The sequence below is a fragment of the Pelobacter seleniigenes DSM 18267 genome, from assembly GCF_000711225.1.
GTDB classification, from domain to species: Bacteria; Desulfobacterota; Desulfuromonadia; order Desulfuromonadales; family Geopsychrobacteraceae; genus Seleniibacterium; species Seleniibacterium seleniigenes.
On the sequence record NZ_JOMG01000002.1, the window covers coordinates 1,397,900 to 1,413,727 of the forward strand.

Sequence of the window (15,828 nt, forward strand, 5' to 3'; positions counted from 1 at the left end):
AGGGAATCCTTTGCTCCCGATCACCTTTAGCACATAAGGAACACATCATGAATACAGCAGTAGACGGCTTAGACTTAACAAGATTTTCCTACCTCGACAACTATGATGTACCCGCCGCCGTACTCAATGCGGATGGAATTATCGAGTTGGCCAACGAGCTGTTCCTGGATATGTTCAAGCTGACAAAGCAACAGGTGGTCGGCAAAATGATGTACGAAGAAGCCTGTGCGACCAACTTGAGCGGGACCAAGGATTGTCCGGTGGCAAAATCGGCGCGGTTGAAGAAAACCGTGACCGAGCAGGTCTTTCACCGCCGTGGTGACGAGATCATCCACCTCCGTTACAGCGCGACCCCGCACCTGACCGGCAAAACCATTGAGAGCACGGTCATCACCCTGCTGGATATTTCCGAACAGGTGGCCACGCGTAACAATTATCAGCAGGCCAAAGGTAATCTGGATAACATTCCGACACCGATTATGGAAATCGACACCCTGTTCAATATTACCTATATCAACCCGGCCGGAGCCAAGATCACCGGGAAGATGCCTGATGAATGCCTCGGCAGCAAATGTTACGACCTATTCAATACGCCGCACTGCAAAACCGAAAAGTGCGCCTGTGCCCGGGCCATGAAGACTGATTCCGTGGTCAGCGCAGAAACAATTGCCCGCCCGGCCTCCGGAGTGGTCATGCCGATCAAGTACACCGGTTCGGCACTGAAAGACGGTAAGGGGAACATCAAAGGGGCGCTTGAATATATCCTTGATGTTACCGAAGAGCGCCAGCAGAAGCAGGCCGCGGATGAGAAGATCAACAATCTCAATACCATCCCGACCCCGATCATGGCCATCGATACCGCTTTTACCATTACTTTCATGAATCCTGCCGGGGCCGCCGTTGCCGGCAAGACCCCGGATGAATGCGTCGGCCTGAAATGTTTCGACCTGTTCAACACCCCCCACTGCAAAACGGAAAAATGCGCCTGTGGTCAAGCGATGAAGACCGACGCCGTGGTCACCGCCCAGACCATCGCCCGCCCGGCTGCCGGGGTGATCGTGCCGATCAAGTACACCGGCTCCCCCATCAAGGACGCCAAAGGGAACATTAAAGGCGCCCTCGAATACATTCTCGATGTGACGGAAGAGCAGAAACAGAAACAGGCTGCGGATGAGAAGATCAACAATCTTAACACCATCCCGACCCCAATCATGGCTATCGATACCGATTTTACCATTACGTTCATGAATCCGGCCGGAGCCGCCGTGGCCGGCAAGACCCCGGACGAATGCGTCGGCCTGAAATGTTTCGATCTATTCAACACCCCCCACTGTAAAACGGAAAAGTGCGCCTGTGGTCAGGCTATGAAGACCGACGCCGTGGTCACCGCCCAAACCATCGCCCGCCCGGCCGACGGGGTGATCGTGCCGATCAAGTACACCGGCTCGCCGATCAAGGATGCCAAAGGCAACATCAAGGGCGCATTGGAATACATTCTCGACGTCACCGAAGAGCAGAAACAGAAGCAGGCTGCGGATGAGAAGATCAACAATCTTAACACCATCCCGACCCCGATCATGGCCATCGATACCGATTTTACCATTACTTTCATGAATCCTGCCGGGGCCGCCGTTGCCGGCAAGACCCCGGATGAGTGTATCGGGCTGAAATGTTTCGATTTGTTCAACACCCCCCATTGTAAAACGGAAAAATGTGCCTGCGCCCAGGCCATGAAGACCGATTCCGTGGTGACGGAAGAGACCATTGCCCGCCCGGCCGACGGGGTGATCGTACCGATCAAATACACCGGCTCCCCCATCAAGGATGCCAAGGGGAACATCAAAGGGGTCCTCGAGTACATTCTCGACGTCACGGAAGAGCGCAAACAGAAACAGGAAGCAGCGGAAAAAATCGCCAACCTGAATGCCATTCCGGCCTCGATCATGTCGGTCGATACCGACTTCAACATTACCTTCATCAACCCGGCCGGGGCCAAACTGGTGGGCAAACCGGTGGATGAGTGCATCGGCAGCAAATGTTACAACCTGTTCAAAACCGAAAACTGCAACACCGACCGCTGTGGCTGCGCGATTGCCATGCGTTCGGATCAGATGCACGCCACCAAGGCCAAAGCGGCCCCCAATGCCAAACGCGGTAGCCTCTATGTGTCGAGTGTGCCGATCAAGGATGCCAAAGGGAATATCAAGGGCGCCCTCGAATACGCTCAGGACATCAGCTCGGAGGTGGAAGTTGAAGGGATTATCGCCACCACCTGTACGGAGACAGCAACCGTGGTGGAACAGGCCAAGGCCAATATGGACAGCGTCATCGCATCAGTTATTCATATCAATGAAAGCCTAAATGAAGGGGTCAGTCTGCTCGCCGCGACCACGGAGAAGGTCGGCGGGATGCAGCAGAGTTCCAAGCAGATGCTGGACTTTTCCAAACAGGCCGCCACGCTGACGGAACAGGTCGGTGAAAATGCGAAAGCGGGCAAGCATGCGGGCAGTGAAGCCGGCGGAAAATTGGTCGAAATCAGCAAGTCGATGCTGAAAAACAATGAGATGGTCGACGGGCTGATTAACGAACTCGAAAAAATCAGCAGTTTCGTCGATATCATCAAGGAAATCGCCTCTCAGACCAACCTGCTCGCGTTCAATGCCGCGATTGAAGCCGCCCGGGCCGGCGACGCCGGCCGCGGTTTTGCCGTCGTCGCCGACGAAGTTCGCAAGCTGGCCGAAAACAGCTCCCGTTCGGCCGTCGATATTTCCAACATCGTCAAAAAGATCGAAAAAGACTCCAAGGACACGGTCAGCTCCATGCAAGTGGGCAAAAACATGCTTGATGAAGGGACGGGCGTCATTAATCGGGCTCTCGAATCCCTTGATGAGATCACCAGCGGAATTACCACGATCTCCACCTCGGTCGCCAACCTTTACGAAAAGGCGGAAGGTCTGGTCAACGAAGGGGAAGAAGTCGTCCAGAAACTGGATGTGGTGGTGATCAATTCCAACGAAAATCGTGCCCAGACCGAAGCGGTGGGCAACAAAGCCAAAGAGACCGGCGATTCCATGGAATCCTTGTCAGCAGCTTCGGAGAAATTGCTGGTCGCGGTTAAAAAATTGGCGGAATCCTGATGAGCCCAGATGACTTCACTCTTGCGCCGGAAAATCTCAACACCCTGTTCAATGAGTGTCGGCAATGCGGAACCTGTTGCAAAACCTACCAGAAAGTCCTCCTTGAGCCGGATGAAATAGACCGGCTCAAGGCTCTGGGCGCTGAGGTCGGGGCCATGGTCAGCCTCAACGAGCTGCGGGAAAAAACCATGGCCCAATTGGTCGAAGAGGCCCGCGGGAAAAAAGCTGTTTACATGATCCACCCGGATAGTAATGGCTGCATTTTTTTGCAGAAATTCAACGGCACCTACCGTTGCAAAATCTATCACCACCGGCCCCGCTCATGCCGGGGATTTCGCTGTTCCCTCGCGGACCACTCCATGGAGCAGCTGATGTTCAATGATGCGATATATCTGCTCGGTCAAGACCGCTTTGGCAGGCCGATGAAGGCGGAATGATGCTTGGCAAGCATCTCTTCACCAAGCGGCTGTGTCTCCGAAAGATCGAGGAAAAAGACCTGCGCCTGATCTCTGCCTGGAGCTGTTCACCAGCAGCCTATGGAAAGTATCTAACCCCGGAGAACCTTTCCCTTCAGGACTGCTTTGACAGCTGGGAGAAGAATTCCTACTGGAACGAGCAGTCCAAAACTTTGCTCATTGCGGAGCGAGAAACCCAAAAACCGCTGGGAACGATCCGTTATTGGCAGAAGCAGAATGATCATCAGACCGCCATGGTTGCCCTGAAGATCGCTGAACCCGATTGCCGCGGCAAAGGCTATGGAACCGAAGCCCAGCTCGGACTGATCCATTATCTGTTTACCCAGCAACCCTATCTGGCTGTAGAAATGTTTACCGACATTGACAATATCCCCGAGCAACGCTGCCTGACCAAGCTGCGCTTTACCCTGGTTGACCTGCAAAGCTATGAAGACCATAAAGTCCAGCGCCAGGGGCGCCGCTATCGTCTGACCCGAACCGAGTACAGGCGATATTTTTCGGAATATCTATGAACAAGGCAGTACAAGTCGGGGTTATTCAGGATTCCTGCTTTTTCGAGCACAAGATTGAGAAATCCTCCAAAGAGTGTCCGGAACGGCTGCGCAAACTGTATCACGACATCGAGCAGGATCCCCGCCTGGCCGGCTTGATCCGTTTTCCCGTGCAGGCCGTATCCGACGAACAGATCTTCCGGGTTCATTCCGAACATTATCTGAAGCAGGTTTTGGCTCACGCGGTCAAACCCGACCCCTACAGTTATGATGTCGACACCTACCTGACTCCGGAATCCCCCTATATCGCCCGGCTTGCCGCCGGCGGCTGTCTGGCGCTGGCCGATGCGGTGCTGAGCAGGGAGGTTGATACCGGCTTCGCCCTGGTGCGCCCACCGGGCCACCATGCGGAAATTGGCCGGGGGATGGGGTTCTGCATCTTCAATAATATCGCGCTTACCGCGCAACATCTCATTGATCGTCACGGCTTAAGTCGGATTCTGATCATCGACTTCGATGTCCATCACGGAAATGGCACCCAGGACATCTTTTTTCAGACCGACAAAGTGTTGACCCTGTCCATTCACCAGAACAACATCTTCCCTTTTTCAGGCCAAGCAACAGAGATCGGGCAGGGCGAAGGGCGCGGTTACAACATCAATATTCCGGTTCCGGCACAATTCGGCGATGCCGAGTACAGCTGTCTGTTCGGCACGATTGTCCAAAACGTCATTGAAAACTACCTGCCGCAAGCTATCCTGGTTTCAGCCGGCTACGATGCTCATGCCGAGGACCCCATCAGCCAGACCTGCCTCTCTACCGAGGGTTATTACGCCATGACTCGTGCCCTGCAATACTTCGCCAGCAACAGCGACTCGCGGCTGCTGTTCGTCCTGGAAGGCGGCTATGAAATTAATTCCCTCTCCGCGGCCGCCTGCGCCACCTTGCGCGCGCTGGGAGAACCGCCTGCGGCACAGGGTTTTCTGCATGCCCCGCGGGTGATCCAACTCATCAAGCGGGAATGGCCGCATGAACTCATTCAGAAATGGGGCCTGAATACGGCTATTTTTTAGCCCTTTGTCACCACCTGCCTGAGCCAACGCCAAATCTGCTCGGAAAAGGCCGTCACCCCGCTGAATCGACCGACGCAAGAGTCCACCTTGGGCCAGGGCTCATTTTGTGGTATGGATAGCCCGGGCTCCAGATCTCAGCCCCGCGCCCCGCACCAGATCGAACCAGTCAGTCGCCGCCGCTACAGCTGGCTTGGCAAGGAAACAGACTCATGACCGATATCCTGCTCGTGCAGCCGCCGGCCCTCAAACCCGCTGAGCCTCCCCTGGCGTTGGCTGTCTTGCTGGCGCACCTGAAACAAGAGGGGCTGACAACCGCGGCCATCGACGCCAATCTGGCGGCATATCTTTATCTGCTGGACGGTGAACGCCTGGCTGAACGGGCCGGAGCCACCTATGAGACCAGCCTGCAGCGAGCCCTGAAGCATCGGACCGCATCTTTGCAACTGCTGCGCTCGGCTGCAGCCGGTCACAATTTTGCCCGCTATAACACCGCGGTTCGCTATCTCAACCGGTTATTGGCGGTCTGGAACAGTGGCGACGGTGCTGAACGACTGACTTTGGGCGACTATCAGCATGCCGAATTGTCCGTTTTCGCCCCGGAGGACCTGGCGCGGGTTGCCAGTGGAGAAGTCCGCACCCTGTTTGCGGCTTATTTCCAGGAGCAACTGGTGCCGCAAATCAGCGCCGCGCAACCACGCATGATTGCCCTGTCCATCAACTATGTGCACCAGGCGCTGCCCGCGTTTGAACTGGCCGGATTGCTGCGCCGGGCGCTGCCCGACGTACAGCTGGTGGCCGGCGGCGGCCTGGTCACCTCCTGGCAGGCACCGCTCCGTCAGCTCAAGCTGCACCTGCCCCCTTTTGATCGGCTGATCTTCGGCCCGGGGGAAGCGGTGCTGACTGCGCTGGGGAAAGGGGAAGCCCCTGCCGACTATACCCTGGCGGATGCGGACAGCATCGGCTTTATCCCCGACTTCAGCTTCGCCAGACTCGGCGAATATCTCTCTCCGCAACCGATTCTCCCGCTGACCGCCTCGCGCGGTTGCTATTGGCAGGGCTGTTTGTTCTGCCCGGAAGCGGCGGCGCCGGTCCATCCCTACAAGACCTCTCAGCCGGCCCGGCTGCCTGGTTTAATGCGCCAACTGGCTACGGAATATGGAGTCAGTCATATCCAGCTGACCGACAATGCGGTGCCGGTGAACATCCTTAAAGAGCTGGCCGAGCGTAACGCAGAATTGGCGGGACTGAACTGGTTCGGGTTCGTTCGTTTCGAAAAAATCCTCGAGGACGAAGAATTTGTGCGCCGGCTGGCCAGAAGCGGCTGCCGGATGTTGCAGCTGGGCCTGGAATCCGGTTCGCAGCAGGTTCTTGATCGGCTGGGCAAGGGGGTCCGCCTGGAAGGGGCGGCGAAGATCCTGCACAACCTGGCGGCGGCCGGTATCAGCAGCTTTGTCTATATCATGCTCGGCACCCCAGGGGAGACTGAGGCGGACGCCGAACTGACGCTGCAGTTCCTGGAAGAGCATGCCGCAAAGATCAGTTTTCTCAACCTGTCGATCATGAACCTGCCGCGCGCCTCAGGCCTGCTCGATAACCCGGAACAGTATGGCATTGTTGCGACCGAACCGTTGCCCGCAGCCAGCCCTCTCGGCCTTTATCAGCATTTCAGCTCTGCCAATAACTGGGATCGCGGCAGCGCCCGCCGTTTCCTGGAGCACCGCTTGCTCGGCTCAGCCGCAATCCGCACCATCGTCAACCGGACTCCGCCCTTGTTCACCTCAAACCATGCGGTCTTTTTTGGCTGCGTCTCACCAGAGCGAGATTAAAATTTAGACTTCCCTGAGCCGTTGGCTGACATATTCATACATGACAATGGACGAAGCGATACTGACATTGAGACTCTGGACAGTGCCGAACTGTGGAATGGCGATACTGCGGATATCCGGATAACTGGCGGGGTCGAAACTGCAACCGAACTCTTCATGCCCAAGAATAAAGGCGCTTTTCGCCGGCAAAGGGATGTTGCACAGGTTTTCTCCCGCAGCGGGGTTGAGCTGAAAAAAACTGTATCCCTGCTGGCTCAACAGCTGGTGACATTTGGCGAAATCCTCATGAAACAGGGCCGGAACCTTACGGAAAGACCCCTTGGCCGGAGCCGGATCAAAGGGGCCGATATTGATCAGATGCACAGCTGCAGCCCCGAAGGCTTCGGCACTGCGAAAAATCTTCGGGACATTAAAGCCGGGCTTAAGCTGATCCAGAATCAGCACAAACTCGTGGTGACCCGGTCGGGCCAGGATATTTTTGCGCCGTTCTTTCTCATAGCGCAGTAAGGCGTTGCGTTCATGACGGTTCATGGTTCAGTGCTCCTGGCAAGGGTTGCGGAAGTCGACAAAGAGCACAAAAAAGGCACTCTGTTTCAGGCGCTTAGCTAGTTATCATTCGGAAAAGGCCCTTTTCCGCCATGGCGGTGTCAATCTGCGGGCTTATTTGTGCGGCGTAAAGAACTACTCCTCCACATAAGTCCTTGATTTCCTAGCCACAACGAAAAATTGCTCGTTTCCAATCTGAAAACTTATGCGTTGGCATCCGGAAACTCCGGATGCCAACTAGCTATCGTCGGCACGGCGCTGACGCTGTTTGGTCACTTCCGTGTATTTCTGATGAACGCCCCGCTGGAAAAATTTAAAGGTCCCCTCCAGCAGGTTGACTCCTACCAGCACGCTGACCGTCAGCAAAGCCAGCTTGACGCCACTGAGATAGTAACCACAGCCGAGGACCGCGCCAATGGCCGCCAGCACCCAGATAGCCGCGGCGGACGTCACTCCAACCACCATCCCGTCACGCGCCATCATGACCCCGGCGCCAAGAAAACCGATCCCGGTGACCAGCTGGCCGATGATTCGGGAATTATCTGTTCCAGTATCGGCAACGCTATTCGCCAGGGCGACAAAGATATAAGCGCCGATACAGATCAGGGCGCTGGTCCTCATCCCCACCGGTTTGCCGCAAAGCTGACGCTCAATGCCGACGATGGCGCCGCAGAGCAGCCCGCTCAGCAACCCCGTCCATTCCAACGGCGCGATGCTTAACCACAAATTCTGCTCCACCATAGCCCTCCGAATCCAAGGTTTTGTCCGGGAAAAGGGTTTATTATGCCTGAGCCGCGGCGAGAAGCAACTGAAACCATTACCGCTAGCCTTGCCCAACGCCGCCAACGCATAGAGAAAGTATTCACCTCATCGATTCATACATACACTTGGCCTTAAAAAATTATTCACAATATATTCAGGTAATTAAGAAACATCTTCTGGATTTCTGCGGATTTGCAGCCACTGGCCTGTATGTTCCTTTCATACGTCTGAAAATCTGCATCAGCGCTTTTTATCTTCGCGTGAAATCTATTTTCTCAATTAATTTCAGTCAGTTATATGTATTGACAAAAATCATTCCAAAACTTGGCACATTCTCTGCTCTATCTATGGTCAAACAGAATAACAGACCCACCACACACAGTTGCATATAGGAGGACACCATGAAAAGAACATTACGCAATACGCTGATCGCCCTGATCGCATTCTCTTCTTCCGCTCTTGCTGCCGGCTCGACCGGTGCCGGGGAAGGGAGCCTGCTGCTCTCATTGTTTATCGGCTTCTTTACTCTGATCGTTGTCTTTCAACTGGTTCCGGCTGTTCTGATGCTGTTCGGGATGCTCAGAGGGATCTTTGGTCGGGATCGGAAAGAGATCTCCAGCTATTAAACTGAATTTTACCCGGCCTGCGGCCCGCCTGGTCCGCAGGCTGATGAGAATTTTGCCAACTGCCGCTAACGCGCATCACGACCAGTTTTGTATAAGGAGAACACCATGAAAGCTTTTGTTGCCACCCTGTGCCTGTCTCTTGCCGCCGTGCCCGCCTTTGCCGTCGATACCACCAAAACCTATACCAGCGGCCTGCTGGTTCTGCTCTTCGTCGGCTTCTGTGCATTGATCATCGTCGCCCAATTGATTCCTGCCTTACTCGCTTTATTCGGCATGACCAAGGCTGTCAGCCAGGGCAGAAACTATAAAGCGGTCCCTGTCAGCAGCAGGAAATAAACTTTTCGGCAACGGTTTCACCCCCGTGAAAACATCTGGCGATGAAAACCCGGTGTTTTCACGGGTGCATTGTTACCGGAATTGTGTCTGACCAACCCTTCAGATTTCCGTTCGACCTGAATAATCAGCAGCTTCCGAAACAGCTCCTCATAAAACAGATTCCTTCCTCCTGATGACCGGAAGGCCTGTCCGGAGAGCGTGGCAAACATTGTCCACGTCCGGCCGGCCTTAAAAAGGTGGTCTGGTAGTGCGGATTTTCTGAAGAAATCCCCCCCTGAGTTATGATAAAATCCTTTCATGTTTGCGAAGATTGCCTCAGGACGAGCCTAAGCCATTCGGTTCGCCCCTCCCCATGCGTGAAATCCACCGGGGATCTTGCGGTTAAGATCCCGGATCTTATTAACCCACTACCGACTTGAAAGGCTGGCATGTCACAACCTCTCGACCAGACAGCGTTTCATTCCAAGGCGTTTTCCTTTCTGGAAAAGCTCCTGGAAAAGGTTGATCAGCCGGAACAGTTTCCAGATTTTGCCGCACGGGAATTTCAGCGTTTAAGCGGGGCGCAAGGGGTTGCCATCATTGCTTGCCTGGACCCGGCTCATGGGCATGAGCACCGGGTTCTCGCCATCACCCCGCAACATAACGGCGGAGTGGTCGAAAATCAGGCACTGTTTCAATTGATCAGTTGTCTTCACCACAATGAAGAGATTCAAGTCCTTTCCCCCGAACAGGACACCCCGGCAACGGCACCGCTCCAACAGCTGGGAGCCGGGTTAAGTATGGCAATCCCCCTGGCTGCGGCCGGGGTTCGGATCGGCGGACTGCTTTTGTTCGATCTGCCGGATCGGCAACAGGCGGAGAATCTCGGTAATATTTTCAAGTCCATCTCCCAGGTGGTCGGTCTGGCACTGCGCAGCTCCCTGCATTTTGAAGCCCAGGAAGACCTGATCAGCAAACGCTCTGCAGAATTGGAAAAGCAACGCCAGTCCCTGCAGGCCTTCTTTGACAATGAACTGGTCGGCATGGTGCGCCGGGACATCGACAATAACTATCTGGACGTCAATCAACGCTGGATTGAGATGCTCGGCTATCCCCGCTCCGAACTGCTGCGCCTCAAGCCGCAGGATATCATTCACCCGGACGACCTGTTGGAACGACAAACCCATGAGCAGCAGCTAAAAGCAGGTTCGGTCAGAACTTTCCGCTCCACCCGCCGCTATCTCCGCAAGGACGGCAGCCTGTTCTGGGGCGATGTTTCGGCAACCGGCCTGTACGACCCTGCGGACAATTATGTCGGCATGATCAGCCTGATTGTCGATGTGACCGACCAGCACGAGGCCTTAACCCGGCTGCAGGAGAGCGAAAAAAAATTCAAAGCACTGCTCAACAACCAGAAGGATGCCATCATCCTGCATAAAATCCTGCCCTCCGGCTATGCCAGATTTTCTGAGATCAACAATGCCGCCCTCGACCGCTACGGCTACTCCCGTGAGGAGTTTCTGAACATGACAATGGAAGACTTAGCCATTCAGGAGATCATTGAAGAACATAAAACTTCCAATACTCTTAACAAAATTCTCAAAGACGGCCATGGCATGTTTGAGTCGGTCCATATTGCCAAAAGTGGCGAAAGAATCCCCGTTGAAGTCAGCGCGACAATTGTCAAATATCAGGGTGAAAAATACTACCTGTCCACCGCCCGAGACATCAGGGAGCGTAAAGCTGCGGAACAGACCCGGCGGCAGCTGGAAGAACAGTTGCGACAGAAATACAAAATGGAAGCGGTCGGCCTGCTGGCCGGGGGCATGGCCCACAATTTCAACAACAGCCTGGGTATCGTCCTTGGCAACGTCGAGTTGGCCGCCAAGAAACTGACCGTGCCTGAAGAAGCCGGAAAGTTCCTCGACAATGCCAAAACGGCGCTCCTGCATACCCGCAGCCTGGTCAGACAGATCCTCACTTACAGCCGGCAAGAGACTCACGAACAGGTGCCCTCACAATTGGCCATGATTGTCGAACAGACGATCATGCTGATGAAGTCGACCATCCCTTCGAGCGTCAACCTGATTTACCGGCCACCAGCGCAGCCGGTAGTGATCATGGCCGATTCGGCGCGGATTCAGGAAGCGATCGTCAACCTGTGTAATAATGCGGTCCATGCCATGAATGAAAAAGGTGACCTGACCATCAGCCTCGATTGTCTGGACATGAGTCAGCAACAGATCCCACTCCAGGCCGCAAGCCCTCCGGGACAGTACGCCCGGCTCAGTGTCACCGACACCGGCTGTGGCATGAGCAGCGATATTCTGGATAAAATTTTCGACCCGTTTTTCACCACCAAAAGCATCGATCAGGGTACGGGGATGGGTCTTGCCACGGTTCAGGGTATTATTGACCAGCATAGCGGCTTTACCAAGGTCAACAGCAACCTTTCCACCGGGACCACTTTTGAGCTTTATTTCCCGCTCCTCACCAAGCAGCAGGATCAACTGACAGCTCCGCCGGAAGAACACATGCCGGGGGGAATCGAGCATATTCTATTTGTCGATGACGATGCCATGCTGACAGAGCTCAGTGAAGTCATGCTGTCCGATATGGGCTATCGGGTGTCAACCTCAACCGACAGTCGCCGGGCGCTACAGTTATTTTGCAGTGCCCCGACCACGTTTGATCTCCTGATTACCGATCAGACCATGCCCGGCTTGACCGGTTTCGAATTGATTCAAGAAGCTTTGAAGATCCGCCCAAACCTGCCGACGATCCTCTGCACCGGCTATAGCAGCAAGATTTCCGAGCAGGACGCAAAACTCATTGGGGTTAGCGCTTATTGCATGAAGCCCTTGGAGATGATGGACTTTTTACAAACAGTCAGGACCGTTCTGGATCAGGCTCAGAAAAAATCCATGAACGCGTAGCCGCCGACGATTGCCTGTCTCAGAGCTGGTTGACCCTGGGGAGCCGATGCCTCTTAGGAAGAGTGAAAAAATTGATAACAACAGCAAGGTGCGATCATGCCACGAGCCAACACCAGTTTGACCAGAAGTATCTATGTCCGCCTGCTCCTTAGCATCATTGTTTCCATTCTGACCATCGGTCTGCTTTGGTTTGCCTCCGGCTATCATCAACTGAGGACCGAAAAACATTTTTTCCGCGAACAGGCCAGAGCGCGGCAGATGGAGATCCAGAAGGAACGGGTGCAGAGCGTCCTGAACCTGATCGAACAGGAGCGCGCCCAGTTTCAACAGCAGAACATCGCCCATTTGCGGGCGCGAACCAACGGCGCCTATAGCGTCGTAGCAGGTATTTATCACCAGGCCAAAGATAGCCTCCCCAGGGTGCAAATTGAAGAACTGGTCAAAGCAGCGTTAAGGGACGCTCGTTATAACCAGGGACGAGGGTACTTTTTTGCCCTCCGCCGGGATGGCACGGTGGAACTTTACCCACCGGACCCGAACCGGGAAGGACAGAATGCAACCGCATTGCAGATGCTGACCGACCAGCCGTTAGCGGAGCTGCTGCAAAAGGTCCGTGAACAGGGCGAGGGACTCTATGAATACACCTGGACCGCGCCGCAGCCGCCCCATCGCCAGGCTCACAAGATCTCCTATGTCAAATATTTTGCCCCCCTCGACTGGATTATCGGCTCGGGTGATTTATTGACTGATGCAGAAACCGCACTGCAGAACAACCTGGTTGAACGCATCGAAAAAATCCGCTTCGCTGACGGTAGCTACATTTTCATCACCAACTTTGCCGGAGTCAGCCTGACCTATCCCGCAAAAGACCGGAATATGTACGATGCAACGGACCAAAACGGTCTGAAAATTGTCCAGGAATTCATCAAGCTGGCCAAAGCCGGGGGCGGCTACCTCAATTATGTCATGCCCCCCCTCAAGGGTGAGCGCGCAGAACCGAAAATCAGCTATGTTGCCGGAATTCCTGACTGGCAATGGTATATCGGCACGGGAAACTTCGTTGCCGACCTCGATGCCGAAACAGCCCAGATGTTGAAGGCTCAACAGACTGACATGAATTTAAAAATGGCGGTTATTGTTGTTCTGCTCTGTCTGTTCCTGGTGATCGGCGGGTATGTTTCCCGCCGACTCGGCAAGGATGTGACAGCCTGCTTCAACAAATTTCAGAACTTTTTCAACCGCGCCTCGCACGATCCCGCCCCCCTTGATCCGACCGAGGCAAACTTTGCCGAATTCAGGGCTCTGGCCGGGGCCGCCAATCTGATGCTCGAAGATCGCCGGCATTTCGAGCAGGAGGCTGCTGCATATCGTGATCAACTGCGCAATATCATCGATGCCATGCCTTCGATCCTGGCTGCCGTCGATGAGTCCGGCGGCGTTATCCAGTGGAATACTTACGCGGCCGAACATACCGGGATCGATCAGGACCGGGCCAGTGGAGAGAAAATTGACCGGCTGCTCCCGTATCTCGGTCAGCATATCGAGGAGATCCTTGAAACCTGTCGTCAGCATAAAAACTTTCAGCAGAGCGTTCAGGTCCGCTCAAACGGTGACTTCAGAAGCGTCAATATTTCCGCTTATCCGCTCAGCAACCAGGCTCCGCTGCGCTTCGTCATCCGGATCGATGACATCACCGAACAGGTCCGCATTGAAGAGATGATGGTACAGACCGAGAAAATGCTCTCCGTTGGCGGCCTCGCCGCCGGGATGGCCCATGAGATCAACAACCCCCTCAGCATTATCAGTCAGGCGGCCCAGAACGCCCAGCGCAGGCTGTCGCCCTCGTTACCGGCCAACCGGGAGATTGCCGCTCAACTGGAGATCGACCTGACCAGACTCCAGGACTATCTGGAGCAGCGGGGAATCTACTCTTTTCTCCAAAATATCGGTCAGGCCGTTGAACGGAGCGCCGAAATTGTGCAGAACATGCTCAATTTCACCTCTTCGTCGGCCTCCGAGAGAGAGATTTGCTCCCTGGAGCAAACCGTGCTAAGCGCCCTTGAATTGGCAAAAAACGACTATGACCTCAAGAAAAAATACAATTTCAGGAACATTCGCATTAGCACCTCGTTCCCTGCAGAGCTGCCACAGGTCATTATCAACCGGATGGAAATCGAGCAGGTCTTTTTCAACCTGTTCAAAAACGCCGGCCAGGCCATGAGCGAAGTGAAGCGTCCCGACTTCCAACCGGAAATAAAGATCGTCGCCACCACCGACCGCAAATATATCAGCCTGGAGGTCAGTGATAACGGGCCGGGCATTCCCGATCACATCAAATCCAGGATTCTGGAGCCGTTTTTCACCACCAAGGAGGTCGGAATCGGCTCCGGGTTGGGTCTGTCCGTAGCTTATTTCATCGTTGTCAAACGCCACAAAGGCCAGTTCCTGATTCATTCGGAAGTCGGCCAAGGCACCACCTTCAGCATTTTCCTGCCCAGGGAGAATGAAGATGCCCAATGATCATTGGTTAGAGGATTATCAGGTTCAGAAAATCCTCCTGGTCGACGATGAAGTCGCTATTTGTGAGAATCTGCGGGCCTTTTTCGAAGACTACGGTTATCAGGTCACCCTTGCCCATAACGGCCGTGATGGCCTTGAAGCCTTTCACGCGGCCCCGCCCGACTTGGTCATCCTTGACCTGCATATGCCGGTGATGTCGGGGCATACCATGCTGACCAGCATCGCTGCCAGTCATCCGGAAATCCCCAAACTGATCATTTCCGGAGTGGGTCTGATCAGCGAAGCGATGCAGACCATCTCCGAAGGAGCCTGGGACTTTATTTCCAAACCGTTGAATGATCTGGATGTCCTGCTGCACAAGATCAAACTGCTCCAGGAGAAAGCCTCTTTGCTCCGTCAGAACCGGTTGTATCAGGAGCATCTGGAGCAACTGGTGGAGCAGAAAACCGGTGCTGTCAAGATCCTTAACCTGCAACTGATGGACACCCAGAAGGAACTGGTCTCCAAACTCAGCGACGTCATTGAAACCCGTTCCAAAGAAACCGGTAACCATGTGCGCCGGGTTGCGGACATTTCCCGGCTGCTTGCCTTGGCCTACGGCCTAGACGTAGAACAGGCCGAGCTGCTACGGATGGCCTCTCCTCTTCATGACGTCGGCAAAATTGGCATTCCGGATGCCGTTCTCAACAAGCCGGGCAAACTCTCTGCCGAGGAGTTTGAGCTGATCAAGACCCACACCACCATCGGCTTCCGGATGCTTGACAACTCCACTCAACCGATTATCAAGGCTGGCGCGATCATTGCCCGGCAGCATCACGAGCGCTGGGATGGAAGCGGCTATCCGCTGGGCTTGAAGGGAGAGGAAATCCATATTTTCGGCCGCATTACCTGCCTGGCAGATAACTACGATGCTCTCCGTCAGAAACGTCACTATAAGGATGCCTGGAGCCGTGAAGAGACTCTGGACTACATTCTGGCCAACTCGGCCAGCTTTTTCGAACCCGGGTTGGTGACCATCCTGGCCGCCCACATCAATGAGGTTGAAGATATCCTCAGGACGTACCTTCAGCCGGAGGCTGTGGTTTAGCCGGCCGTTTTCAAACAACCTGCCAGCCCTCAC

The 15,828-nt window shown here is 54.6% G+C and carries 12 protein-coding genes; 10 read left to right on the forward strand and 2 right to left on the reverse strand.

Features of this window, described 5'->3' with window-relative positions:
* Positions 1-47 precede the first annotated feature (47 nt).
* From N909_RS0109120 to N909_RS0109140, 5 genes are all read left to right on the forward strand, one after another.
* Positions 48-3,137, forward strand: coding sequence for a methyl-accepting chemotaxis protein (locus N909_RS0109120; RefSeq protein WP_051689635.1), 3,090 nt, complete (start codon positions 48-50; stop codon positions 3,135-3,137).
* Positions 3,137-3,574, forward strand: coding sequence for a YkgJ family cysteine cluster protein (locus tag N909_RS0109125; RefSeq protein WP_029914276.1), 438 nt, complete (start codon positions 3,137-3,139; stop codon positions 3,572-3,574). Before N909_RS0109120 ends, N909_RS0109125 begins: the two co-directional genes overlap by 1 nt.
* A complete protein-coding gene (locus N909_RS0109130; protein ID WP_029914278.1) occupies positions 3,571-4,125 on the forward strand; it encodes a GNAT family N-acetyltransferase in 555 nt (184 codons plus the stop codon). Before N909_RS0109125 ends, N909_RS0109130 begins: the two co-directional genes overlap by 4 nt.
* Positions 4,122-5,177 carry a histone deacetylase family protein gene (locus tag N909_RS0109135; protein ID WP_051689636.1) on the forward strand — a complete coding sequence of 352 codons (1,056 nt, stop codon included), beginning with the start codon at positions 4,122-4,124 and terminating at the stop codon, positions 5,175-5,177. The genes N909_RS0109130 and N909_RS0109135 overlap by 4 nt, the downstream gene beginning before the upstream one ends.
* Positions 5,178-5,386: 209 nt before the next feature.
* A complete protein-coding gene (locus N909_RS0109140) occupies positions 5,387-7,003 on the forward strand; it encodes a B12-binding domain-containing radical SAM protein (protein ID WP_029914282.1) in 1,617 nt (538 codons plus the stop codon).
* 3 nt (positions 7,004-7,006) lie between these two features.
* Here the strand turns inward: N909_RS0109140 and N909_RS0109145 are convergent, their stop codons facing one another.
* Together N909_RS0109145 and N909_RS0109150 are read right to left on the reverse strand one after the other, a co-directional pair.
* Entirely contained in the window at positions 7,007-7,534 is a 528-nt protein-coding gene (locus N909_RS0109145; protein WP_036683039.1) for a TrmH family RNA methyltransferase, read from the reverse strand.
* Between the two features lie 252 nt (positions 7,535-7,786).
* Positions 7,787-8,290, reverse strand: a complete 504-nt coding sequence (locus N909_RS0109150) for an MgtC/SapB family protein (protein ID WP_029914284.1) — start codon at positions 8,288-8,290, stop codon at positions 7,787-7,789.
* 422 nt (positions 8,291-8,712) lie between these two features.
* Between N909_RS0109150 and N909_RS0109155 the strand changes: the two genes are divergently transcribed.
* The 5 genes from N909_RS0109155 (at position 8,713) to N909_RS0109180 (ending at position 15,795) form a co-directional block, all read left to right on the forward strand.
* On the forward strand, positions 8,713-8,937 hold the full coding sequence (locus tag N909_RS0109155) for a hypothetical protein (protein WP_029914285.1): 225 nt from the start codon (positions 8,713-8,715) through the stop codon (positions 8,935-8,937).
* A gap of 105 nt (positions 8,938-9,042) precedes the next feature.
* On the forward strand, positions 9,043-9,273 hold the full coding sequence (locus tag N909_RS0109160; protein ID WP_029914286.1) for a hypothetical protein: 231 nt from the start codon (positions 9,043-9,045) through the stop codon (positions 9,271-9,273).
* Positions 9,274-9,701: 428 nt separating this feature from the next.
* On the forward strand, positions 9,702-12,188 hold the full coding sequence (locus N909_RS24550) for a PAS domain-containing hybrid sensor histidine kinase/response regulator (RefSeq protein WP_051689637.1): 2,487 nt from the start codon (positions 9,702-9,704) through the stop codon (positions 12,186-12,188).
* 96 nt (positions 12,189-12,284) lie between these two features.
* A complete protein-coding gene (locus N909_RS24555; protein ID WP_051689638.1) occupies positions 12,285-14,708 on the forward strand; it encodes a cache domain-containing protein in 2,424 nt (807 codons plus the stop codon).
* Complete coding sequence (locus N909_RS0109180; RefSeq protein WP_051689639.1) at positions 14,698-15,795, forward strand: HD domain-containing phosphohydrolase; 1,098 nt, start codon at positions 14,698-14,700, stop codon at positions 15,793-15,795. Before N909_RS24555 ends, N909_RS0109180 begins: the two co-directional genes overlap by 11 nt.
* Positions 15,796-15,828 lie beyond the last annotated feature (33 nt).

What these genes read in the sequence shown, in the direction of transcription:
- N909_RS0109120 (WP_051689635.1), top strand. Translation starts at nt 48, where the DNA reads ATGAATACAGCAGTAGACGGCTTAGACTTAACAAGATTTTCCTACCTC.
- N909_RS0109125 (WP_029914276.1), top strand. Translation starts at nt 3,137, where the DNA reads ATGAGCCCAGATGACTTCACTCTTGCGCCGGAAAATCTCAACACCCTG.
- N909_RS0109130 (WP_029914278.1), top strand. Translation starts at nt 3,571, where the DNA reads ATGATGCTTGGCAAGCATCTCTTCACCAAGCGGCTGTGTCTCCGAAAG.
- N909_RS0109135 (WP_051689636.1), top strand. Translation starts at nt 4,122, where the DNA reads ATGAACAAGGCAGTACAAGTCGGGGTTATTCAGGATTCCTGCTTTTTC.
- N909_RS0109140 (WP_029914282.1), top strand. Translation starts at nt 5,387, where the DNA reads ATGACCGATATCCTGCTCGTGCAGCCGCCGGCCCTCAAACCCGCTGAG.
- N909_RS0109145 (WP_036683039.1), bottom strand. Translation starts at nt 7,534, where the DNA reads ATGAACCGTCATGAACGCAACGCCTTACTGCGCTATGAGAAAGAACGG.
- N909_RS0109150 (WP_029914284.1), bottom strand. Translation starts at nt 8,290, where the DNA reads ATGGTGGAGCAGAATTTGTGGTTAAGCATCGCGCCGTTGGAATGGACG.
- N909_RS0109155 (WP_029914285.1), top strand. Translation starts at nt 8,713, where the DNA reads ATGAAAAGAACATTACGCAATACGCTGATCGCCCTGATCGCATTCTCT.
- N909_RS0109160 (WP_029914286.1), top strand. Translation starts at nt 9,043, where the DNA reads ATGAAAGCTTTTGTTGCCACCCTGTGCCTGTCTCTTGCCGCCGTGCCC.
- N909_RS24550 (WP_051689637.1), top strand. Translation starts at nt 9,702, where the DNA reads ATGTCACAACCTCTCGACCAGACAGCGTTTCATTCCAAGGCGTTTTCC.
- N909_RS24555 (WP_051689638.1), top strand. Translation starts at nt 12,285, where the DNA reads ATGCCACGAGCCAACACCAGTTTGACCAGAAGTATCTATGTCCGCCTG.
- N909_RS0109180 (WP_051689639.1), top strand. Translation starts at nt 14,698, where the DNA reads ATGCCCAATGATCATTGGTTAGAGGATTATCAGGTTCAGAAAATCCTC.